Raw genomic sequence first — 16,621 nt, forward strand, 5'->3', positions numbered from 1 at the left:
CCGCCGGTCCGACGTCTTGATCTTTGTGCTTTCTGCCAGTGCGAGGGCCCGTCGGAGGTCGTAGAGACTGCCGATACAGGCCACGGCGTGTCCCCCGGGACCAGGGGCCGTGGCCTGGGGCTTGTGCAACTACAGGGGAGGACCACACGGTGAGCACACAGCAGTATGACGAGATAGGCGAGGCGTACGAGGGGTTCAAGTCCCTGCCGCTGGAGCAGTACGTGGTGGTACCCAGCTTCCTGGCCCTGGTCGGTGACGTGCGCGGCAAGTCGGTTCTCGACCTGGCCTCCGGCACCGGTTTCTACAGCAGGGAGTTCAGGCGGCGCGGCGCCACGGAGGTCCTCGGAGTCGACATCTCCAGCGAAATGGTCTCCGTGTCCCAGCAGTTGGAGGCCGCCCATCCTCTCGGACTGCGCTACGAGGTGGGCAACGCGGCCGAACTGCGGTCCTTCGAGGAGCGCTTCGACATCGGCCTGGCGGTCCAGCTGCTCAATTACGCGGAGGACATCGCCACCACTGAGCGGATGTGCCGCAACGTGCACCGGAGCCTGCGGCCCGGCGGCGAGTTCTTCCTGCTCAACCAGTCGCCCGACTACCGCTTCGACGGGCCGACCCCGGACAAGTACGGCTTCCGCACCGAGCTCACCGGCGGGGAGGCGGAGACCGGACCCCAGGTACGGACCACCGCGCTGCTCGACCCGCCGGTCTCGTTCGTCGCGAACCGTCCGCGCCGCGAGGTCTACGAGAAGTCCCTGCTGGCAGCCGGATTCAGCGAGCTGACCTGGGTCCCGCTGACGGTCTCGGAGGCGGGCATCCGCGCGTTCGGCGAGGGCCACTGGGCGGACTTCCGCGCGAACCCCCCGCTGGAGATGCTGCGCTGCCGCGTCTGACGCCCTCCGTTCGGCCCGGGCGGTAACGGCTCCAGGCTCCTCTGCTCGCGTACGCAGCCGCACGGAACGCCGGCAGGGGAGCCTGGCTGATCGGATGTGGTGATCCACGCCCGTCAGGAGCACGGGCCTGCGATCGCCGTCCGGGGCATCGGACCGCCCGGTCAGGTGTACGCAGGGGCCCGGCCCCGCGGATGCCGGCCGGGGCCGCCCGTCATGCCACGCCTGCGCCGTCCCGGCGACCTATCCCCCTGACCGGCCGTGCGCCGAACTGCGCCGATCCCGGCAGCGGGATATCAAGGACCGTGAAGGTGAGCGTGAGGCCCGACGGTCGCCCCCCACGGCTGAGGAGTAGGTCCCTTGGAGTTCGAGGTCAATGGCGCCCGGCGCACGGTGGACGTGGACGATGACCCGGCCGCCGCGGAGGTGGTGCGCGACCGGCTGGGCCTGACCGGCACCAAGCTGGTCTGCGCGGGCGGGGTGTGCGGGGCCTGCACGATCCAGGTGGACGGTGAGCCCCGAGTGTCCTGCCTGACGCCGGCGGTCTCGCTGGCGGGCCGACGGGTGACGACCGTGGAGGGTTTGTCCGGCCACCCGGTGGGGCGTGCCTTCGCTGGTGAGGACGCCCTCCAGTGCGGCTACTGCACCCCGGGGTTCGTGGTCGAGGCGGCGGCGTTCTTCGAGCGGTGGCGGGCCGCGCACGGCCGCAGCCGTCCGGATCGGGAACAGATCGCGCAGGCGCTGGCGGGCCACCTGTGCCGGTGCGGGGCGTACGAGGGAATCTTCAAGGCGGTGGCCGCGGCCTGCGCGGGCGACTACGACACGGCCGGCGGGGACGCGCCGGCGGTGCCGCGCACCGAGGCGCCGGAGAAGATCGACGGATCGGCCCGGTACACCACCGACCTGCGCCCCGAGGGACTGCTGGAGGGTGTGATCATCCGCTCCCCGCACGCCCACGCGCACGTACGGTCCCTGGAGGCCGGAGACCACCCGCTGGTGCCGCTGCTGCCTCCCGACGGCGTGGTGCGGTACGTCGGGCAGCCGGTGGCCGCGGTCGCGGGCCCGGACCGGGCTTCCGCGCGGGCGGCAGCGGCGCGGGTCACGGTGGACTACGAGGTGCTGCCGGCGGCCCTGGACGTCCGCCAGGCCAGGACCGGAGAGGGCCCGTCGGTCTACGAGGACAAGGCCGCGCGCAAGCGGGCGCCCGGCTCCGGCGAGACCCCCCAGCTGGTGCCCGCCCGCTGGCGCGGCAACCTGCGGGGCCCGTCCGCCATGAGCAAGCGCCCGGCCGCAGCCGTGCGCCGCATCACCGAGGCGCGGGCCCGGCACCCCGAACGGGTGGTGGAGGGCGTCTTCACCACCGCCGCGCAGACCCACACCCCGCTGGAGCCGCACGCCTGCCTGGCCCAGTGGGTCGACGGCGCCCTCCACCTGGAGGTGTCCACGCAGTCGGTGAAGCAGGTGGCCGAGCTCGCCGCCGAGCGCTTCGGTGTGCCTGCCGGACAGGTGGTGGCGAAGGCCGTCCACGTAGGGGGCGGTTTCGGCTGCAAGATGGGGCTGACCTCGGACGTCGTCGCCGCCGTGGAGCTGGCCCGGCTGCACGACGCCCCCGTACGCGTGGTGCTGGACAGGGACGAGGAACTCGTCGACGGCGGATACCGGCCCGGCACCCGGATCCGGCTGGCGATGGCCGCGGACGCGGACGGCGGGCTGAGCGCACTGGCCATGGACGCGGACACCGACGGCGGGGTCGCGGTGGGCGGAACCGTGGCGGCACTGGCCCGGTTCGTGTACGGCAAGGCGCCGCGCCGGCTGCGCGACTTCGACACGGTCACCCACCGGCCTCCGGGCGCCCCGTTCCGCGGTCCGGGCGGACCCACGATGTGCTGGGCGCTGGAGCAGGCCGTGGACGAGATGGCCCATCGGCTCGGCCAGGACCCGATCGCCCTGCGCCGCCGTTGGGACGGCAACCCCAAGCGGCACGCCCTGTACGACTGGGCCGCGGCCCTTCCGGTCTGGTCGGGCCCCCGCGGCGGCTCGGGGCGGTTCCGCCGCGGCGTCGGCGTCGCGGCGGCCAACTGGCTGTACTTCCTCGATCCCGTCACCGAGGTCGAACTCACCGTGGAGGACGGTGTCGTCGTCGCCCGGTGCGCCGTGCAGGACATGGGCACGGGCTCGCGGACCGTACTGCGCAGGGCCGTCGCCGCGGGCCTCGGCGTGCCGCAGGAGCGGGTACGCGCCGAGGTCGGCCACAGTGATGCCGTCCACGGCCCCACCTCCGGCGGCAGCCGCACCACGCCTTCCATCGTGCCGGCCGCTGCGGACGCCGCCGTCCGCCTGCGCGATGCGCTCGGCGGCGGTGACGTCGCCGCGCGGCTGGACTCTGCGCACGGGGTGCGGGTGACCGGCCGGCGCCCCCGCGACCGCCGGGGCTTCGTGACCCCGTTCACGCTGGGCGGTATCGCGATCGGGCGCGGGTTCACCGGATCGGTGCAGGTCTCCGAGGTCGAGGTGGACACGCGCCTGGGCCGGGTCCGCCCGCTGCGCGTGTGGAGCGGCGTCGCCGCGGGCCGCATCCACGAGGACCGGCTGGCCCGGAGCCAGTGCGAGGGTGCGGTGATCCAGGGGGTCGGCTACGCCCTCTACGAGGAGCGCCGCAGCGACCCGGTGTCCGGGCGGGTGCTGACCGAGAACCTGGAGGACTACCGGATCCCCGGCATCGGCGACACCCCCGAGATCACCGTCCACTTCCATCAGGAGGGCTTCGAGCACGTGCCTGGTGGCGGTGTCGGTCTCGGCGAGATCGCCACCTTGCCCACCGCTGCGTGCCTGGCCAACGCGGTCCACGACGCGACCGGCTGGCGCCCGTACGACATGCCGATCCGCCCCGACCGGCTCCTGGAAGGACTGGGTACATGAGCACCGAGCCCGCCCTCGGCGACCTCTCGGCCGCCGTCCTGGCCCGCGGCGGGGAGCTGCGCGCCGGTGGTACCGACACCACCGCCCGGCAGCGCAGCGGTGTATCCCCCGGACCGTTCACCGACCTCGGCGGCGCCGGGCCTCTGCGCGGCTGCACGCAACTGCGCGGCGGCGGACTGCGGATCGGCGCCCTGACCACCCTCGCGGCGCTGGCCGACGATCCGCAGGTGCGCGCCGGCTGGCCGGCCCTCGCGCTGTCGGCCGGGAGCGCGGCCACTCCGCAGATCCGCGCGGCAGGCACCGTGGGCGGCAACCTGCTGCAGCGCAACCGCTGTTGGTACTACCGCAATCCGCACGTCAGCTGCCTCCAGAAGGGCGGCACCGGCTGCCCCGCGCGCGAGGGCGACCACCACTTCGGCGTGGTCAGCGGCGACGGCCCGTGCATCACCCCGCACCCGTCGACGCTGGCGATGGCCCTGCTCACCTACGATGCCGAGGCCGAGATCCACGGCGAATCCCCGCGCCCGGTCGCCGACTTGTACGGCGACGGGGACCGGCTCTTCCACGCCGACCACCTGCTGCCGCCGGACCGCATCCTCACCGCGGTCCAGCTGCCCGCCCCCTTGCCCGGCGAACGAGCCGCCTACCACCGGGCCACCAGCCGGGCGCACGGCGAATGGCCCCTGGTGGAGGCCGCGGTCCGGCTCGCGTTCGACGGCGCCACCGTCACTCACGCCGCCGTCGCGGCGGGTGGGGTGGCGCGCGTCCCGCTGCGGCTGCCGGAGGTGGAGGCCGCCCTGATCGGCCGCGCGGCCACTCCCGAGGTCCTCGCAGCGGCGGCCGCGACGGTACTCACCCGCTGCCGTCCACTGCCGCAGACCGCCTACAAGACCGGGCTGTTCGGCAACACCGTCCTGGAAGCCCTGGAACGGGCCACCGGCCCGGCTGCCGTCGGCTAGCTCTTCTCCTGTCCTGCGCTGCCGGCCCCGAGCGGGCGATAATGCGATCCACCGTCGGCTTCGACACGCCCACGCCGACGGAGCAGGAGCGCGCACGCGCCGGCGCCGCACAGGATGAGGACGGATGACGAACACCGAGCCGACCGCCTTTCACCGGATCAAGATCCGCGTCGCAGCCCTGGTCTTCGACGGGGAGGACGTGGCCCTGATCCGCCGCACGAACGACCAGGGGACGAGCCACTACTCCCTGCCCGGCGGCAACGTGGAACCCTCCGAACCCCTGCCCCGAGCCCTGCAGCGAGAACTCCAGGAGGAACTCGGCCTCCACCCCGAGCACCTGTCAGGCCCGCCCGCCTTCACCTGGCTCCTGGACGCCATGGTGACCCGCCCCGGCAGCACCCCGCCGCGCAAGCTCCACCTCGTCTACCGGATCCAACTCGGCACCGGTGCCCGGCAGAAGCTCAAGACGTTCGAGGACGACGACACGGCCGGCCGCGGCGACATCGTCTGGCTGCCCTACCGACAGACCCGAGACCTGAACATCTTCCCCCCGGCCCCCATCGCCGACCTCGCCGGACCGACCGGCGACGTCGACGCCGCCTCGGCCCTCCTTCCTCAGCTGAACGACACCAACTACCAGTGGGTCTGACCGAATCCCGGCACCGACCGGCCTGGTGGGCGGCGGTGTCATTCCTCGCGGGCGAAACGGTCAAGGGCTGCGAGGACGTGGGCGCGTGTCGTGGCGCTGCCCAGGTGGCCCGCGTCGGTGACGACGATCAGCTGCGCGTCGGGCCAGGCGCGGGCGAGTTCCCACGCGGTGTCGAGCGGGCCGGCCAGGTCGAGCCTGCCGTGTACCAGTACGCCGGGGATGCCGGCGAGGCGGTGGGCGTCGCGGAGGAGGACTCCTTCCTCCAGCCACGCGCCGTGGGAGAAGTAGTGGGCGCAGATGCGGACCAGGGCCAGTCGTGCGGCCGGGGGGCGGTCGCCGTACGGGTTGGAGGCGCCGTTCGTTTCCCCGGACAGGACCGCGTCCTCCCAGGTGCACCAGTCGGCGGTGGCCTTCTCCCGTACTGCGGCATCCGGGTGTGCTGTGAGACGGGCGTAGGCCGCGATGACGTCCCCGTCGCGCGGTGTGCCCGCGGCCCCGGCCAGGAAGCGTTCCCATTGCTCGGGGAAGAAGCGGCCCGCGCCCCGGTAGAGCCAGTCGATCTCGGAACGCCGGGTGGTGGTGACGGCGGAGATGACGATCTCAGACACCTGCTCCGGGTGTGCCTCGGCGTAGGCCAGGATCAGCGTGGAGCCCCACGAGCCGCCGTACAGCAGCCATCGGTCGATGCCCAGGTGCTCCCGTAGCCGTTCCATGTCTGCGATCAGGTGGCGGGTGGTGTTGTGCCGCATGTCGGTCGTGGGGTCGCTCGCGTGCGGCGTGCTGCGGCCGCAACCGCGCTGGTCGAACAGGACCACCCGGTACCGGTCCGGGTCGAAGTACTGGCGCGCCTCCGGCCGGCAGCCGGAGCCCGGCCCGCCGTGGACGACGAGCGCCGGCTTGCCGTCCGGGTTGCCGCAGGCTTCCCAGTACACGAGGTTGCCGTCGCCGACGTCGAGCATCCCTTTCTCGTACGGCTCTACCGGTGGATACATCTCGACCACTCCCCTACCTCCGGACAACCGGGTACGACCTTCCGACAGGATCTTGCAGTAGACACCATGGCCGAAGGTGCAGCAGGCCTGTCGGGTCAGAGGGGCGGGCTGCCCGGCCACGGAGCGGGCCTGCTGTTCGCGGGCTGCGGTGTCGTCGCGATGGCGGCCGGGGCGGTCCGTCAGGTGCGGCTCGGTGCCTGCTCCGGCCCCGGCTCCGGCTCGGGCTCCGGTTCCGGTTCCGGCTCTGTGGGATGCGCCGTCGGGCGGCGGGGCAGCAGCAACGGGGTCGCCAGCAGGAGCACTCCGGCCAGGGCGATGGCCGTGCGCGGCCCGAGCAGGGTGCCCAGTACGCCCCAGAGGGCGGTGAGGAGCGCGGTCGAGGCCCTGGTCGTCACCGCCCAGGCGGAGAGCGTGCGCGTGACGCGGCCGGTCGCGGTGCGCCCCAGGCGGTAGGTGGCGTAGACGGGGTTGAAGACCCCGCAGCAGAAGATGAGCCCGAGTTCGACGCCCATCACCCACAGCAGCCCTGCGGTGCCCGGCCCCACGAAGGCAAGACCGACGGGCCAGAGCGCGCGCAGGGTCCCGGCCACGACCAGGACCCGGTGCTCGCCGAACCGGGTGACGAGCGGTGGGGCCAGCCGTGAACCGAGCAGGCCGCCGATGGCGGGCGCGGCGAAGGCGAGGCCGTACTGCCACGGTGCGAACCCGAGCCGGCCGAGCATCAGGACGGCCAGCAGCGGCGAGGCGGCCATCACCAGGGCGTTGAACAGGGCGGTGTTGAAGAGCAGCGGCCGCAGCGTCGCGTCGGCCAGGATGTACCGCCAGCCGTCGAGCAGGTCCCCGGCCCTCATGGGTGCGGCCTCCCGGCGCCCGGGCCGCGGCTCGTGCCCGCCGGCGGCGCGGATGCCGAGGGCCGAGAGCAGATAGGTGACCGCGTCGGCCAGCACCGTCGCCACCGGGCCCAGGAGCCCGATCGCGGCGCCGCCCAGCGGTGGTCCGATGATCGTGGTCGTCCAGGCGGTGGATTCGAACCGGGCGTTGGCGACGAGCAGGTCCTCGGCCGGCAGCAGCGTCTTGAGGTACGCGCCGGAGGCGGCGCGGAAGGTGATGTCGGCCGCCGCGACGACGACCGAGACCAGCAGCAGCTGGAGGAAGGTGAGCACGCCGAGCGCGTAGGCGGCGGGGATCGTCAGCAGCGCCGCGCACCGCACCAGGTCCGTCGTGATCAGCACCGGCCGCTTGCGTCGGAACTCGACCCACGGGCCGAGCGGCACCGCCACGACCGCGCCCACCGCAGCCCCCACGGAGGCGAGCGCGGCCACCTCGGCCGGTCCGGCGTCCAGCACCTGGATGGCGATCAGCGGGAACGCGCCGAAGGCGAGCCACGTGCCGAGGGCGCTGGTCCCGTACGCACCCCAGAGCCACCCGAACGGCCGCCCCAGCCGATGTCCGCGCGGCCGGCCGATCCGGCGCCCTCTCCTCATGCCCGCCGCCCCTCCCCCACCACAGCCACTGCCACTGCCACTGCCACGCGCAACCGATCCGCGATGGGAAGCATCAAAGCGGGCACTTCAGCTGCGGATCAAACAACCACGGCACGGCTCGGCCACAACCAATGGTTGTACCCGTAGGGTGTCGGCATGGACCTCGAGACCGTCCGGACCTTCGTCGCCGTCGCCGAGGCGGGGCAGTTCCGGGAGGCCGCCGCCGAGCTGTCGGTCACGCAGCAGGCCGTCTCCAAGCGCATCGCCTCACTGGAGCGAAGTCTCGGCGCACGGCTGTTCACCCGTACCGCGCGCGGCGCCGAGCTCACCATCGACGGGCAGGCGTTCCTGCCGCACGCGCGCGAGCTGCTGCGGGTCGCCGAGCGCGCGGTCGCGTCCGTACGTGCCGGGCGGCGTCCGCTGCGCGTCGACGTGATCGCCTCGCGCACCGCGGCATCGGGGCTGATGCGCGGCTTCCACCGCGCGCACCCCGAGATCGACCTCGACGTGATGATGCTGTTCGACATCGATACGGCCGTCGCCGCCATCCGGTCCGGTGCGATCGACGCGTCCTTCCGCGCCGTCGCCGTGCCCGGCCGGCCCCTTCCCGCGGACATCGAGTCCGTCCGGGTGCTCGACGAACCGCTCCAGCTCCTCACCGGCCCCGCGCACGCGCTGGCGGGCGCCCGCTCGGTGCCCCTCGCCCGGCTCGCGGGGCACCGGATCTGGATGCCCGGCATCGTCCCCGGTACCGAGTGGGCCGCCTACTACGACGACCTCGTCGCCGAGTTCGGTCTCAGCATCGAGGCGACCGGCCCCAACTTCGGCTCCGACGCCCTCCTCGACACCATCGCCGGCACCCCGGCCCTGGCCACCTTCATGGGCGAACAGAGCCTCCCCCAGCTACCGCCGGCAGGCGCCCCCACTGTCCTGCCCGCCGGCCACGGCCTGCGCCTCATCCCCGTGACCGATCCGACGCCCGTCTACCCGCACTCGCTGCTCTGGCACCGCGACAACCCCCACCCGGCGCTGGCCACTCTCCGCGCCCACCTCGCTGCCACTGCGGCCGGTCACGACACCACAGGGACCTGGACCCCGGACTGGGTGATCCCGCACTGAACGCCGCCGCCGATGCCCGCCCGCTGTCTCACTCCGCTCAGGTGGGCGTGTCCGACCGAGCCGACCCGAATCAGCGGCTACTCGGCCCGTAGCGCTGCCAGACGCTGTTCGAACGGCACGACCTCGAAGCCGTCCGCCGGATCGACCGACGTGATCGCCCCGGTCAGCGAACGGGGTGCGATCGCGGCGGCCGTGTCGGTGTCGGGGGCGGCGTCCCTGGCGGCGGGCACCCCGGCAGGCACCCCGGCGGGCGCCATGAAGCGTGCCAGCTCCGTGCCCGCGCGGACGATCCGCCGCGCCAGGCCCTCCTCGCCCCAGTCCTCCGAAGCCGCGTACACGGCGGTCGGCAGGACGAGCGCCCGCAGATAGGTGAACAAGGGGCGCAGGGCGTGTTCGGTGACCAGGGAATGCCGGGCCGTGCCGCCGGTCGCACCGAGGAGGACCGGCTTCCCGGTGAGGGAGTCCTTCTCGATGACGTCGAAGAAGGACTTGAACAGTCCGCTGTAGGACGCCGCGAACACCGGCGTCACGGCGATCAGGCCGTCCGCGGCGGCCACCGCGTCGAGTGCCGCGGCCAGCCGGGCGGGCGGGAACCCGGTGACGAGATGCTGGGCGATCTCGGTCGCCAGCTCCCTCAGTTCGATCACTTCGAGCTCGGCGTCCACCTGCCCCAGCGTCGCGGCCGCGAGCCGGTCGGCGAGCAGCCGGGTGGAGGAGGGCGAGCTCAGCCCCGCCGACACGACGACGAGCTTCATGCCTGCGTCCCTTCCTTCGAGGCCTTCGAGGTCTCCTGGGCCGCCGCCACGCGGGCCGAGTGGGTCGGCGCGTCCGGCACTCCGGCCGGACGCAGGTTCGCGAACTCCTTGCGCAGCACCGGTACGACCTCCTCACCCAGCAGGTCGAGCTGTTCCAGGACGGTCTTCAGGGGCAGGCCCGCGTGGTCGATCAGGAACAGCTGGCGCTGGTAGTCGCCGGCGTAGTCCCGGAAGGACAGGGTCCGCTCGATGACCTGCTGCGGCGAGCCGACGGTCAGCGGGGTCTGGGAGGTGAACTCCTCCAGGGACGGGCCGTGGCCGTACACGGGTGCGTTGTCGAAGTACGGGCGGAACTCGCGCACCGCGTCCTGAGAGTTCTTGCGCATGAACACCTGGCCGCCGAGCCCGACGATGGCCTGTTCCGGGGTGCCGTGCCCGTAGTGGGCGTACCGCTGCCGGTACAGGTTCACCATCTGCCGGGTGTGGGAGGCCGGCCAGAAGATGTTGTTGTGGAAGAAGCCGTCACCGTAGTACGCGGCCTGCTCGGCGATCTCCGGCGAGCGGATGGAGCCGTGCCACACGAAGGGCGCTACGCCGTCCAGCGGGCGCGGGGTCGAGGTGAAGGACTGCAGCGGCGTACGGAACTTGCCCTTCCAGGAGACGACGTCCTCGTCCCACAGGCGGCGGAGCAGCGCGTAGTTCTCTATCGCGAGGTCGACGCCGTCGCGGATGTCCTTGCCGAACCAGGGGTAGACCGGACCGGTGTTGCCGCGGCCCATCATCAGGTCGACGCGGCCGTCCGCGACGTGCTGGAGCATCGCGAAGTCCTCGGCGATCTTCACCGGGTCGTTCGTGGTGATCAGCGTCGTCGACGTGGAGAGGATCAGGTTCTCGGTGCGCGCGGCGATGTAGCCGAGCATGGTCGTCGGCGAGGAGGGGACGAACGGCGGGTTGTGGTGCTCGCCGGTGGCGAAGACGTCGAGGCCGACCTCCTCGGCCTTCTGCGCGATGGCGAGCATGGCCTTGATGCGCTCGTGCTCGCCGGGCGTGCGTCCGGTCGTCGGATCGGCCGTGACGTCACCGACGGTGAAGATCCCGAACTGCATGACTCCCCTTCCAAGATTGTTGACGTTTCAACTACACCCCGCAACATGTGGCCCGCCCGGGCTATTCCCGAGCCCTCCAGGAGGCCGGTGTGCCCGGCTCACGCCCGTCCCTCTCGGGGGCAGCGGATGCCCCAGGAAGGCCAGGACATGCCGCATCCCCATGTGGCGGACTCAGTGTGAAAGGCCCCCCAGCCTGGACTCCCTGGCAGCGAGCGGCGCCGGTCCCGGCCTCCGGTCAGGCCAGGTGGACGAAGCGGTGCACGCGGAAGGAGGTCAGGGGGTCGGGTTCGATGCTCGCCGAGTCCACCCGGTAGCTGCCGGCACGGAGGTCGAGAACGGCGCCGTCCGTCAGTGTCCCGACCTCCGTGCCGAAGTAGGCGGCGTCGAACAGGACGAGCTCGCCCACGGTGCCCAGTACGGGCCCTTCCTCCCACTCGGCGGCGGGAAGCCCGGCCACGATGACGTCAGCGACGCCTTCCTCGGTCTCCGCGTAGTCCCAGCGCACGAGGACCCGGTGCTCGGCGAGGTACGCGGTGGTGGAGGGTTCGCCCCCGAGGACGAGGGCTTCGGCTCCGTCCGGCAGTTCGAGCACTCCCAGGAGGTCCATCACCTGGCAGGCACGGTCGTAGTCGCCCTCCGTTCCCGTCCAGTGCACCAGCGCGGCCTGCGGAACCACCACGAAGGGGCCGCCCTCCGTATCCAGCCACGTCAGCGACATGCCGCCTCCAGCTCCACTACCTCAGGTCGTCGCGACAGCGTATGTGCGCCCACGATCGCCGTGCCGGCGGCCTGCCCGTTCCGTACGCTGACAGCATGCGCATGCGCCCCACCCTGAGCTGGACGCCGACCGAGGACCTGGAGCCCGGCACCACCGATCCGGAGCCGCTCGCCGATGTGCTCGGGGCCGGCGGTGTCCTGGTGCTCAGCGGGGCGGGCATCTCCACGGAGTCGGGCATCCCCGACTACCGGGGTCAGGGCGGGAGCCTGCGTCGGCACACCCCGATGACCTATCAGGAATTCACCTCCAGCGCCCGGGCCCGGCGCCGGTACTGGGCGCGCAGTCATCTGGGCTGGCGCACCTTCGGCCGCGCCCGGCCCAACGCCGGGCACCGGGCCGTGGCGGCGTTCGGGCGCCGCGGCCTGCTCACCGGCGTGATCACCCAGAACGTCGACGGCCTGCACCAGGCCGCCGGCAGCGAAGGGGTGGTGGAACTCCACGGAAGCCTGGCCCGGGTGGTCTGCCTCTCCTGCGGCGCCTCCAGCGCGCGCCGCGAGCTCGCCCGGCGGCTGGAGGAGGCCAACGCGGGCTTCGAGCCGGTGGCGGCGGCGCTGAATCCCGACGGGGACGCCGACCTCACCGACGGCCAGGTCGGGGACTTCCGCGTGCTGCCCTGCTCGGCATGCGGCGGCGTGCTCAAACCGGACGTGGTGTTCTTCGGCGAGACCGTTCCCCCGCAGCGGGTCGGGCACTGCCGCGAGCTGGTCGACGGGGCGACCTCGCTGCTGGTGCTCGGTTCCTCGCTGACGGTGATGTCCGGGCTCCGGTTCGTCCGCCAGGCGGCCCAGGCCGGGAAGCCCGTACTGATCGTCAACCAGGACCCGACCCGGGGCGACCGGCACGCCGTCACCCGGGTCGCGCTCCCCCTGGGGACGACCCTGACCACCCTGGCCGACCGACTGGGCGTCTCCGTCGAGGGCTAGAACGGCGCCGCGCTCTCCCCCGTTACGGAGGCTGCGGAGGGGGCCCTTCCTCCCACCAGGGGTGGCGCCCGGCTACACCCAGGGTTGTATTCCGGCGGAGGACGCCCTCTCTCTTGTTCCCGTCGAGAACCGGAGCTCACCCGCGCGCGTGGTACCGGCGAACGCGCTGGCGCGCAGGTGAGGTTGGGGGAAAACGGGTGAGAACGACAACGAGGGTGAGAACCGCGGCGATCGCCGCCGCGGTGGCCGGGACGCTGATCGCGGGGACGGCGTCGGCCGCGACCCCGCCGGCCCAGGCCGCGGGCTCCGCCCCACCGGGCGCGACGAGGACGTCGGGCAAGGCCAAGGCGAAGCCCGCGCCGAGCGCGACCGTCACGTTGATCACCGGCGACCGGGTCGTCGTCGGCAGTGACGGTGGCATCGTCCAGCTCCTGCACGGCCAAGGCCGCGAGAAGACAGCGTTCTCGGTGCGGCGCGAGCCCGGGCACACGTACGTCATTCCACAGGACGCGCTGCGCATGGTCGACGACGGCGTCCTGGACCGGCGGCTGTTCGACGTCGCCCAGCTCGTCAGGGACGGGTACGACGACGCGCGGCGCACCACGCTGCCGCTGATCGTCGGCTACCGCAAGGACGCCGTCCGGCTGGGCGCCTTCGCCACGACCCGCGACGCGCTCGCCGGGGTGGCGCGCGAGCGGCGTCCGCTGCCCGCCGTGGACGGTGAGGCTTTCGATGCGCCCAAGGCCGAGGCCGCGGCCCTGTGGTCGGCGGTCACCGGCAGCACCGTTGCCCGTACGGCGCAGGCCGCACCGCAGGTGCAGATCACCCGTGTGTGGCTGGACGGCAAGGTCCGGACCACCCTCGACGCGAGCGTGCCGCAGATCGGGGCTCCCGTCATGTGGCAGGCGGGCTGGACCGGCAAGGGCGTCAAGGACGCCGAACTCACCGTCCCCGCCGGCGGCAGCGCGACGACCACCGTCACCGTCGACAGCCGCAAGGGCACGGCCGACGGCACCTTCGGCGGCAGCGTGCTGGCCGCCGGAGGCGGCCAGTCGGTGCGCACGGGTCTTGTAGTCGTGCGCGAGGTGGAGTCCTACGACGTCACCCTGCGGCACAAGGACGTGGACGGCGCGGACGCGCCGGACTACGCGACCGCGATCACCCTGACCGGGCCGGAGCCGGGACGCATCGACGTTCCGCGCGACCCGGACGGCACCGTCGTCCAGCGGCTGCCCAAGGGCGAATACCAGCTGCAGAGTGCCGTGTTCAGTGCGGACGGGGGCACGGCCGTCTTCGTCCAGCCGGTCCTGAAGGTCACCGCGAGGACCACGGTCACGCTCGACGCCCGCAAGGCCAAGCCGTTCGCCGTCACCGCGCCGAACCCGGCCGCACGGCTGGTCAGCGCCACCGTCGGATACGACGACCAGGCGGCGAGGGTGGGCAGCTCCTGGGCCGTCGACGGGCAGACACCGCTGCGCACCGCCGCGCTCGGTCCGGCCGGAGCCGACCTTCGGGCGCAGTACAACGGGCTGTGGAAGGTGCCCGGCGCGGGGGGCGAGGACGTCGACTACCGGCTCGCCTTCCACCGCACGGGCAGCTGGTTCACCGGCCTCACCCGCACCGTGACCCGGGCCGAGGTCGCCGAGGTGAAGCTCGGCTTCGGGGCGTCCGTCACCGGGGCGAGGTCCCAGATCTGGGCGGTACCGCTCGACGAGAGCGGCTTCGGCATCGGTGTGCGGGACCCGATCGAGCAGAGCCTGCCGCTGGCCCGCACGCTGTACGTCAGCGCCGGCGGTGTCCGCTGGAACTGGGACGCCTCACAGCTCGACGCGCAGGGTGAGGTGCGCATCAGCTACTCGATGCAGCCGGTGGCCTTCAAGGCGGGCGTGCGCCACGTCCTGAACTTCAACACCGGTGTGGTCGGCCCCGATCTGGGAGCCTCCGCGGAAGCGGGCGCCACTCGGTACGGGGACCACATCGACGCCAATCTCCAGCTGTTCAACGACGGCAGCGGTCATTCGGGCTACTCCTACGTCACCGGGGGCTTCACCCGGCTGGAGTCCGGTGGCAAGGTCATCGCCGAGGGGTCGGAGTCCGGCTGGGTGAGCGCCGAGGTCCCGGCCGGCTCGGCGGCGTACCGCCTGAGTGCGGAGTCGAGCCGGTCCGCCGAGGACACCACGACCAGCACGAAGGTGGCCGCGGTGTGGACGTTCACCTCGGCCCGTCCGCCCGGCCACGAGCAGGTCAGGCTGCCGCTGTCGACGGTGCGGCTCGCGCCGAAGCTGAGCCTGAGCGGGACGGCCCCCGCGGGCGCCTCCCTGAAGGTGCCGCTGCACCTGGGCGGGAAGGCCGCGGAGACCGGGCGGGTCGCCTCGCTGACCGTCAAGGTCTCCTACGACGGGGGCAGGACGTGGAAGCCCCTGACGGTCACGGCCGACGCGAAGGGAGCGCGTTCGGTGAACGTGAACCATCCGGCGAAGGCGGAGGCCGTGTCCTTCCAGGTGGACCTGAAGGACACCGGCGGCAACACCGTCCGGGAGACGATCACGAACGCCTACCGGCTCGCGCCGTGAGCTGCCTGACCGCGGCCCTCGACAGGACGTGATCCTGCAGTGGGCCCCGACTCCGGCCGGGGCCCCCTGTGTTGTGCATCCATGGCCAACTGCCGCGTCCCCACGCGCACATGGCCGGGAATGATCCCGTCCGCGCCGGCGAACGGTACGTTCACCTTGAAAGTTCCTTCCCGCCCTCCGAGAAGTCTGGAAGCAGCACATGGCAGACGTAGCTCCCCGCGACCTCACGACGCGACTGGCCGACACCCGCGCCCGTTTCGAGTCGGACATCGACACCTGGGTGGCCACCGCGGACGCGGAGGGCAACCCGTACCAGATCCCCCTGTCCTTCCTGTGGGACGGCTCCGTCTTCGTCGTCTCCACTCCCGGTTCCTCGCCGACCGCACGGAACCTGATGGCGAACGGGCGCGCCCGGCTCGCCTTCGGGCACACCCGCGACGTCGTGCTGGTCGAAGGGAGCGCGACGAGTGTCGGTGCCGAGGATCTGGACCCGTCGCTCGGGGAGGCCTTCGCGGCGAAGACCCGGTTCGATCCGCGCGAGCTCAAGACCTCGTACCGGTACTTCATGATCCGGCCCCACCGCATACAGGCCTGGCGCGAGGCCCCCGAGCTGGTGGGCCGTGACCTCATGCGGGACGGGGAGTGGCTGGGGTGACCCCGGGGGCCGCCCCGACGACGCGGGCGCCGTCTGTCCGGGAGGGCGGTGGAAATCCTGATGCTCCTGCGCATGCCCCCGGTTACGCTGCCTCGTCGCGAACAGGCCACGGAGGTCCCTCACCATGAGCAGCACAACGTCGTCGTTTCCCGAGCGGATCGAGCTCTCGGGAGAAGGTCTCATCCTGCGCGACTGGATGGAGGACGACCTGGCCGCGATGCCGGACCTCTTCGATCACCCCGACATCGCGTACTGGACACCCATCGTCTCGCCCTTCGACACCGCGGCCTCCCGGGCGCGCCTGGACCGGGCCCGGCAGCTGCGGGCGGAAGGCACGACGATCCTCCTCGCCATCACCACCGACGGCGGGGCACCGCTCGGCGAGGTGATGCTGCGCCGTGCCCCCGAAGGAACCGAGATCGGCTACGCGGTCGGCCCGGCCCACCGCGGCCAGGGGCTGGCGGCGCGAGCGGTACGGGTGATGGCCCTCTACGCCTTCGAGCAGCTGGGAGTGGACGAGGTGATCCTGGAGCTGGAGGCCGAGAACGCCGCCAGCGTCGCCGTGGCCACCAAGGCGGGCTTCGCGCTGCTCGACGTGCCCCTGATCACCGGTGAGGAGAAGGGACGGCCCTTCGTCCTGCAGACCTGGGGCCGCACCCGCTCCTGATACGCAAAAGCGCCCGGCGGGTCATCCCGGCCGGGCGTTCACGTGCGTGTGCGTCTACTGCCCACTGGCGGCTTAGTACCAGTGGTGGGACTGCCAGAAGTCCCAGGCGCCGACGGGGCTGCCGTAGCGGGAGTTCATGTAGTCCAGGCCCCACT

15 protein-coding genes are annotated in these 16,621 nt (G+C 72.5%); 9 read left to right on the forward strand and 6 right to left on the reverse strand.

What is annotated here, in order from left to right; translation table 11 throughout:
* The first annotated feature begins 149 nt into the window (after window positions 1-149).
* The 4 genes from IO30_RS0120965 (at window position 150) to IO30_RS0120980 (ending at window position 5,414) form a co-directional block, all read left to right on the forward strand.
* A complete protein-coding gene (locus IO30_RS0120965) occupies window positions 150-890 on the forward strand; it encodes a class I SAM-dependent methyltransferase (RefSeq protein ID WP_031145071.1) in 741 nt (246 codons plus the stop codon).
* Window positions 891-1,247: 357 nt separating this feature from the next.
* The gene (locus IO30_RS0120970) at window positions 1,248-3,806 is read left to right on the forward strand and encodes a molybdopterin-dependent oxidoreductase (protein ID WP_031145072.1); all 2,559 of its coding nucleotides are present in this window, start codon (window positions 1,248-1,250) and stop codon (window positions 3,804-3,806) included.
* Window positions 3,803-4,765: an FAD binding domain-containing protein gene (locus IO30_RS0120975; protein ID WP_031145073.1), complete on the forward strand. Its 963-nt coding sequence runs from the start codon at window positions 3,803-3,805 to the stop codon at window positions 4,763-4,765. The genes IO30_RS0120970 and IO30_RS0120975 overlap by 4 nt, the downstream gene beginning before the upstream one ends.
* 124 nt (window positions 4,766-4,889) lie before the next feature.
* Window positions 4,890-5,414 (forward strand): NUDIX hydrolase, encoded by a 525-nt coding sequence (locus tag IO30_RS0120980; protein WP_031145074.1) that lies wholly within the window; start codon window positions 4,890-4,892, stop codon window positions 5,412-5,414.
* A gap of 38 nt (window positions 5,415-5,452) precedes the next feature.
* Here IO30_RS0120980 and pip read toward each other — a convergent pair whose 3' ends face one another.
* Both pip and IO30_RS0120990 read right to left on the reverse strand, forming a co-directional pair.
* On the reverse strand, window positions 5,453-6,406 hold the full coding sequence (gene pip, locus IO30_RS0120985; protein ID WP_031145075.1) for a prolyl aminopeptidase: 954 nt from the start codon (window positions 6,404-6,406) through the stop codon (window positions 5,453-5,455).
* Window positions 6,407-6,585: 179 nt separating this feature from the next.
* Window positions 6,586-7,890, reverse strand: a complete 1,305-nt coding sequence (locus IO30_RS0120990; RefSeq protein ID WP_031145076.1) for an MFS transporter — start codon at window positions 7,888-7,890, stop codon at window positions 6,586-6,588.
* A gap of 156 nt (window positions 7,891-8,046) precedes the next feature.
* On the opposite strand from IO30_RS0120990, the gene IO30_RS0120995 reads away from it, so the two are divergent.
* Window positions 8,047-9,009, forward strand: coding sequence for a LysR family transcriptional regulator (locus IO30_RS0120995; RefSeq protein WP_031145077.1), 963 nt, complete (start codon window positions 8,047-8,049; stop codon window positions 9,007-9,009).
* 77 nt (window positions 9,010-9,086) lie between these two features.
* Here the strand turns inward: IO30_RS0120995 and IO30_RS0121000 are convergent, their stop codons facing one another.
* The 3 genes from IO30_RS0121000 to IO30_RS0121010 form a co-directional block, all read right to left on the reverse strand.
* Entirely contained in the window at window positions 9,087-9,764 is a 678-nt protein-coding gene (locus IO30_RS0121000; protein WP_031145078.1) for a CE1759 family FMN reductase, read from the reverse strand.
* Window positions 9,761-10,870: an LLM class flavin-dependent oxidoreductase gene (locus tag IO30_RS0121005; RefSeq protein WP_031145079.1), complete on the reverse strand. Its 1,110-nt coding sequence runs from the start codon at window positions 10,868-10,870 to the stop codon at window positions 9,761-9,763. The genes IO30_RS0121000 and IO30_RS0121005 overlap by 4 nt, the downstream gene beginning before the upstream one ends.
* 235 nt (window positions 10,871-11,105) lie before the next feature.
* On the reverse strand, window positions 11,106-11,588 hold the full coding sequence (locus IO30_RS0121010) for an Imm21 family immunity protein (RefSeq protein ID WP_051859542.1): 483 nt from the start codon (window positions 11,586-11,588) through the stop codon (window positions 11,106-11,108).
* 95 nt (window positions 11,589-11,683) lie between these two features.
* Here IO30_RS0121010 and IO30_RS0121015 point away from each other — a divergent pair, with 95 nt between their 5' ends.
* The 4 genes from IO30_RS0121015 to IO30_RS0121035 all read left to right on the forward strand — a co-directional run bounded on the left by IO30_RS0121015 (window position 11,684) and on the right by IO30_RS0121035 (window position 16,466).
* Window positions 11,684-12,571, forward strand: coding sequence for an NAD-dependent protein deacetylase (locus IO30_RS0121015; protein ID WP_031145081.1), 888 nt, complete (start codon window positions 11,684-11,686; stop codon window positions 12,569-12,571).
* Between the two features lie 215 nt (window positions 12,572-12,786).
* Complete coding sequence (locus IO30_RS0121025; RefSeq protein ID WP_157853349.1) at window positions 12,787-15,144, forward strand: hypothetical protein; 2,358 nt, start codon at window positions 12,787-12,789, stop codon at window positions 15,142-15,144.
* A gap of 199 nt (window positions 15,145-15,343) precedes the next feature.
* The gene (locus IO30_RS0121030; protein ID WP_031145084.1) at window positions 15,344-15,799 is read left to right on the forward strand and encodes a pyridoxamine 5'-phosphate oxidase family protein; all 456 of its coding nucleotides are present in this window, start codon (window positions 15,344-15,346) and stop codon (window positions 15,797-15,799) included.
* A gap of 124 nt (window positions 15,800-15,923) precedes the next feature.
* Window positions 15,924-16,466, forward strand: a complete 543-nt coding sequence (locus IO30_RS0121035; RefSeq protein WP_031145085.1) for a GNAT family N-acetyltransferase — start codon at window positions 15,924-15,926, stop codon at window positions 16,464-16,466.
* Between the two features lie 72 nt (window positions 16,467-16,538).
* Here IO30_RS0121035 and IO30_RS47070 read toward each other — a convergent pair.
* Window positions 16,539-16,621 (reverse strand): aggregation-promoting factor C-terminal-like domain-containing protein (locus IO30_RS47070; protein ID WP_483414664.1); only part of this gene is annotated, 83 nt, incomplete at its 5' end.

Source organism: Streptomyces xanthophaeus, from assembly GCF_000725805.1.
GTDB classification, from domain to species: domain Bacteria; phylum Actinomycetota; class Actinomycetes; order Streptomycetales; family Streptomycetaceae; genus Streptomyces; species Streptomyces xanthophaeus.